Origin of the sequence: Actinoplanes sp. NPDC051633 (assembly GCF_040681735.1) — a bacterium.
GTDB lineage: Bacteria > Actinomycetota > Actinomycetes > Mycobacteriales > Micromonosporaceae > Actinoplanes.
In genome coordinates, this window is sequence record NZ_JBFAZH010001138.1 from 1 (window position 1) to 2,482 (window position 2,482).

Annotated in this window: 3 protein-coding genes; 1 reads left to right on the forward strand and 2 read right to left on the reverse strand. The window is 59.0% G+C overall.

Annotated features, from left to right (window positions below):
* Window positions 1-455 precede the first annotated feature (455 nt).
* Complete coding sequence (locus AB0M20_RS38090) at window positions 456-1,061, forward strand: hypothetical protein (RefSeq protein ID WP_364305726.1); 606 nt, start codon at window positions 456-458, stop codon at window positions 1,059-1,061.
* A 402-nt stretch (window positions 1,062-1,463) separates the two neighbouring features.
* Here AB0M20_RS38090 and AB0M20_RS38095 read toward each other — a convergent pair whose 3' ends face one another.
* A complete protein-coding gene (locus tag AB0M20_RS38095) occupies window positions 1,464-1,820 on the reverse strand; it encodes a trypco2 family protein (RefSeq protein ID WP_364305729.1) in 357 nt (118 codons plus the stop codon).
* Window positions 1,821-1,969: 149 nt separating this feature from the next.
* Window positions 1,970-2,482 (reverse strand): DUF5662 family protein (locus AB0M20_RS38100; protein WP_364305731.1); only part of this gene is annotated, 513 nt, incomplete at its 5' end.

Sequence of the window (2,482 nt, forward strand, 5' to 3'; positions counted from 1 at the left end):
CATGTGACTGCTGGGTCGGCTGACTTCCACTACTTGCTCCGTCCCGGTACCGTGGGCGCATGCTGATACCAAGACACGGTGTACGGGCCTAGCCCCAGCGAGTCAGCTCCACCCCGTTTCTATTTAAAAATTGCGATTTCTCTCGTATTTTGTGGATCACCACTTGAGGGTGCGCCAAGAGGGTATCGAGGTCGACATCGATCGGCCGTCTCCTCGGCTAGAGCCCATACCAGTCTTGTGCAGATTAAAGAAGCTTTGATTCCAGGCTTGATCACTAACGGCCTTTATGACGTCTTAAAATTGATCTTTGTTGTTACATCTGCCGCGTTCATCAGCCATCTGTGAGCGCTCTTACCCCGTTCGGCGGCGCGAGGAATACCAATCAGCACCTCGCGCCGCCACCACAAACGGCGAACTAGGTTGCCATTGTGGGCACGGGAGTCCACACTCCACCGGTGGATGACACCGGGCGCGAAGCGATGGAGCAGCGGCTGAAGGAGAAGCTCCAGCCGTGGCGCATCCGCGCAACCCTCGGGTTCGCCGGCCTCTACCAGATGACTCACGAGCTCATCAAAGAGTCAGTGATCGACGGCGTCCGCAACTTCTACCTGAACGGCTTCGACGAGTCCGGCATGACCTACGACGAGGATGGCTACGCCGCCGAGGTACTCGAGCGCGATGCCCCGAAGAAGCGGAAGATGCGCGCTTCGCTGCTCTGGCTGGTGCACTCGAACGCCATCACCCTCGCCCAGGCCGACCGGCTCGACGAGATCTTTGCGCATCGGCACGACCTCACCCACGAGCTGGCGAAGTACATTGTCGACCCGGCATTCGAACCTGACATGAGCCTCCTTACCGATGCCATCGAGATCGTGAGGGCCGTACTGCGTTACTGGACAGAGGTCGAGTTCGCTGTCGGAACCTTCGAGAACTTCCCGGATGCAACCGTCGACGACGTGACTCCGGGCTCGCTGATGCCGCTGCAGCTGGCGCTCTGGGTGTACTCCGAGGGTCTCAACCACGAGGTCGAGCTTGAGGAGAAGGCAAGACAAGCTGGCTGAAGAGCGGGTGGGGCAGACGGTGACGAGCCTGCGGTTCCACCCAGTCACCCTCTTCGTCGCAACGACGCGTACCGGTTCCTCCTACGCCCGAAGGCGCATTGTGTCAGCCGTACGCCGCTGAGATCTTCGATTCAATGCCTCTATCGCCATTCGAGATTGCCGTCGGCAACTTCCGCACACGCATAGCAACGAAGTACACAGACACTCCCGGCAACGCCATCGGACCATCGACTGGTGCCGGCGTTCCTGACAAGGTGATCACTGCCGAGCAGGAAGCACCACCTACAGAACTCGCTGCGACGCCCCACCGTCCTTGGTGGAGGTGGCGCCGATGACATAGATCACACGACTTGCCGTGGGCACAGTCCTTTAGGGCTGTGCCCATGCGCTTTTCTAATTCCCTCAGCCCTCGAGCGGAGTTGGATGCACGCCGATTTTCAAACTGTGTGTCTGAACCGGCGTTCGAACTTCCGGCTGGAAGGCGCTTGCCACGGTGGACGCGGGCATGATCACCTGTAATGGAGTAATCGCGATTTTGATTCGCTGAAGTTGGTCACGCCCAACCCCCGCCTCAGCTTCCGCCGAAACTACCCACGCCTTGAAGCCGGCTTTTGCCTTGGCATCGGCGCGTAGGTTGACCGCAAATTCTAATTCAATGTTTGTCACTTCAAACACCAATTTATCCCGAGCTACTTTCTCCAGCGCCTCCAGGATTTCTGTCTTGAGTGTGCTCACTGCCGTTGCCAAGTCGATCTCCATGATCGTCTCCTGTCGCTAGACAGCCTCCCGGCACGACGATCCACCGTTGTCGTTCAAGACCACAAGCGTTCAAGACGCCATGTCTGTAATCTGACCCGGGCGCGAAGAACCCGCACTCAAGGCCGTAGCGCGTGGGACGGTTCAGCGAGCTATCTGCCGGCTCGATAAGGGTGCATCGGCTGACCTTCACACCAACGTTGGTCAGCCGACGTCACGTCGAACCACAGGTGAGGGTCATGGCGCCCAACACGACCAGCGGTCGGCTTCCCGTTGTCGTCGAGATTGTCGCAGTGAGCAACCGGGACCGCATCAGGCTTCTCAGACGGCAACCAGCCACCGTGTTCCGCGGTGTTGTACAGGACTGCAAGCAATTGGTCCGAGATGCCGAAACGCTCACGTTGGATCTCGAGACTCTGGCGAAGGTTGCCATCGTCATGGCGCTCCGTCGCTGCCTTCCAGTCGGCCAGCATCTCGACGAGGACAACCAGTGTCATGTCGTTGACGCCATTCGGGAAGTGCTCGGGATGGTGACGGGCGTAGTGGTGCTTCAAGCCCTCGCCCATAGCTTCGAGGGAGCCCTTGTACTCGTCCGAGCCGTACGTGCGTCCTTCAGCTTGGGCGTGAATTCGTTGAAGACTTCGAGCTCCGGCCGTTCCGTCTTG